Origin of the sequence: Methylosinus sp. R-45379, assembly GCF_001644125.1 — a bacterium.
Lineage (GTDB): Bacteria > Pseudomonadota > Alphaproteobacteria > Rhizobiales > Beijerinckiaceae > Methylosinus.
In genome coordinates this window covers 1-3035 of record NZ_LUUM01000310.1, presented here as the reverse complement: position 1 = coordinate 3035, position 3035 = coordinate 1, and the positions used below count along the sequence as shown (strand labels likewise).

The window sequence follows — 3035 nt, the reverse complement described above, 5'->3', positions numbered from 1 at the left end:
GTCAGCGCTCTTGAGCACGCTCGAAGAGATGAAGCGAGACGGTCGCTCAACGGCAGAGTTGATAGCGGCTTCATTGGCGCAGATCGATGATGAGGACGGGAAGAGTGCTACTTGTAATCCCTTAGCAGTGTTGGAAGCTCGGGGGACAAGAGAGGTCGTCGACGCCGCGATCGCACTGTCTGGCGCGCGGGATCCGAAGTCACGAAGGCTCGGGGTTACCATTCTAGGCCAGTTGGGCTCACCCGCGCGCACCTTTCCAGAGGAATGCTGCGACGCCCTCCTCGAGATTATTCACCGCGAACAGGACAGAGATGTCTTGATAGCGACGGTGTTCGCCTTTGGCCATCTCGGAAACCGTCGTTGCGAGGGTGCTCTGATCGGGCTGCGCAACCATTCTGACGACGACGTCCGCCACGGCGTGGCGTTCTCCCTCTGTGGTGCGACTTCGGATGCGGCGGTAGGCGCTCTGCTGGAGTTGATGGACGATCCATATGAAAGGGCGCGAGATTGGGCCGCCACAAGTATCGGCCAGACCGTTTCGATTGACGGCCCCGAGATTCGGGATGCGCTGCTGCGACGGGTAAATGACGCTGACGTCTTCGTAAGAGCCGAGGCGCTCCATGGCTTGGCTCGCAGGCGCGACGACCGCGTCGTGCCTTACTTGGTCGCCGAAATCTCGGCGGCGGGCGAGCACGAAGGACTCTTCGTGGACGCCGCCAAATCATATCTCGGCTTCAGCGTCGATCCCGACATGGATTCCGAGGCGCTCGCGAGATTGCTGCAATTGCCGAACAGGCAATCGTAAAGCAAGCGCTCATCGTGAACGCAGGATCCTCGCGTCAGCGCTCTCGGTGCGACTTCATCTCTTTGTGGATTTTGATGAGCTCGACGAGGTTCTCGACACCGAAGTCGGTGAAGGCCAGGATCTCGAGGTCGCCGAGGCCATAGACCCAGATCACGCCATCCTCGGGCTCCATTTCATTGGCGACGTCATGGAGGAAGTCGACGCTTTCGCCGAGCTGCGCAGCGATGCGATCGATGGTCGTGACGTGAGAGACCTTGTTGACGTGCATGGTCAGGCCGCCAGCGCCGGCGCGGCTTTATCCTTCTGGCTCCAGTTCCACGGCAGCAATTCATCGAGCCGATGCGCCGGATGCGCGGCGATGCGCGCGAGGACGTCGGCGAGCCAGGCCTGCGGATCGAGGCCGTTCATCTTCGCTGTGACGATGAGCCCATACATGGCGGCGGCGCGCTCGCCTCCGCGATCAGACCCGCAGAACAGCCATGATTTTCGTCCCAGAGCAATTCCGCGCAGTCCACGCTCGGCGGCATTGTTCGACACGCAAACGCGCCCGTCGTCGAGGAACAGCGTGAAGGCCGGCCATCGCTTCAGCATATATTGCATCGCTTTGGCGAGGTCATGTCCACGCGAGAGCTTGGCGAGCTGTTCGCGCATATAGCTTTCCAGCGCGTCGACGAGAGGTCGGCTCGACGCCCGGCGAACGGCGAGGCGTTCTTGCGCGCTCTTGCTGTTGATCGACCTCTCGATCTCGAACAGCGCGTCGATGCGGCGCACGATCTCCATGGCGATCGGCGACAGTGGAATCTCCTTTTTTCCCGCCGCCTTACGACGAACGTTCGCATCGATATCGGCCATGACGAAGAACGGGCGCCGCGCGTGCGCCCAACACGCCGCTTCGAGAATCGGACCAGGCTTGCGCTCCGCTGCATACAGCTTGTTGTAGCCGTCATAGGCGTCCGCTTGCAGAATGCCGAAGTAGTTCGCCAAATGGGTCTGCGGATGTTCGCCTTTGCGATCACGCGAGTAATAGAAAATCGCAGCGGGCGGTCCGGCGCCGCCGAAGGGCGCATCGTCGCGCACATAGACCCAGCAGCGGCCGGTGTCGGTTTTGCCCTTCGCCAGCACGGGCACGATCGTATCGTCGCCATGCAGGCGCTCGGCAGAGAGAACATGCTCTTCTATGAGAAGGCGCAGAGGCTCGAGCGCGGCGCAAATGGAGCCGATCGCATCAGCCATGGTCGACAAAGCGATCGGCGCACCTTCGAGCGCATAACGCTCCGCCTGACGGTTCAAAGGCTGATGCTGGCCGAACTTCTCGAAAGCGATCATCGCCAAAAGGCTCGGCCCCGCCCAGCCGCGCGGAACGACATGGAATGGCGCGGGCGGCTGCGTGATCTTCTCGCAGTCCCGGCAGGAGAACTTCTCCCGCACGGTCTCGATCACTTTCCACTGACGCGGCGTCGTTTCCAATGTCTGCGTCACGTCTTCGCCGAGCTTGCGCAGGCGCTGGCCGCCACAGCAGGCGCAGCTCGTCGGCGTCTCGATCATGACGCGCTCGCGCGGTAGATGTTCCGGGAATGTATTGCGATCCGGCCGTTTGCGCGTGAAGCCGGCGACCGCCGTCGTTTTCGCGACCGCCTGTTCCGCGGCGATCTCGTCTTCCGTCGCGCTCGCTTCCAGCTCTTCGAACATGAGCGCCAATTGCTCGAGAAGACGCGCCGACCGCTCCGATTTCTGCCCGTATATCTGGTGCTCCAGCTTGGCGATCTGAAGCTTTTGCGCGGCGATCAGCGCCATGTCTTCCGACGCCTTCGCGCGCGCGACGGCGAGCTCGGCTCTCAGTGCGGCGTTTTCGTCCAACAGGGCTTTGCCGACGGCGTCCATATAGCGAGTGAATCACAAATCTTTCGATTTGTGGCGCCCCAAAATGCGTCCGACCCCAGCTTTTTCGCTCATCCCGCGCTTGCTGGACGCCATGTCGATTGCGGATTTCGCCAATCAATTCCCTCGAGCATATAGGCCATCTGGGCGGCCGAAATCGACACGGCGCCCGCGCTCGCCGAGGGCCAGATGAACTTTCCGCGGTCGAGCCGCTTGGCGTAGAGCGACAGGCCGATCCCGTCATGCCAGAGGATTTTCGCGAGATCGCCTCGGCGTCCTCGGAAGATGTAGAGGTCGCCGGCGTGAGGGTCCCGTTGCAACTGCTCTTGAACCTGAAGCGCCAAGCCCTGCA

General features: G+C 61.8%; 4 protein-coding genes. 1 reads left to right on the top strand and 3 read right to left on the bottom strand.

Annotated features, from left to right (window positions below; all coding sequences use genetic code 11):
• Positions 1 to 805, top strand: an 805-nt coding sequence (locus A1351_RS24225; RefSeq protein ID WP_157096475.1) for a HEAT repeat domain-containing protein, incomplete at its 5' end; no start/stop codon positions are given.
• A 34-nt stretch (positions 806 to 839) separates the two neighbouring features.
• Here A1351_RS24225 and A1351_RS23160 read toward each other — a convergent pair.
• The 3 genes from A1351_RS23160 to tnpB form a co-directional block, all read right to left on the bottom strand.
• Positions 840 to 1073, bottom strand: a complete 234-nt coding sequence (locus A1351_RS23160) for a hypothetical protein (protein WP_024878660.1) — start codon at positions 1071 to 1073, stop codon at positions 840 to 842.
• A 2-nt stretch (positions 1074 to 1075) separates the two neighbouring features.
• Positions 1076 to 2686: an IS66 family transposase gene (locus A1351_RS23155; protein WP_026597731.1), complete on the bottom strand. Its 1611-nt coding sequence runs from the start codon at positions 2684 to 2686 to the stop codon at positions 1076 to 1078.
• Between the two features lie 68 nt (positions 2687 to 2754).
• Positions 2755 to 3035 (bottom strand): IS66 family insertion sequence element accessory protein TnpB (tnpB, locus tag A1351_RS23150; protein ID WP_064034045.1); only part of this gene is annotated, 281 nt, incomplete at its 5' end.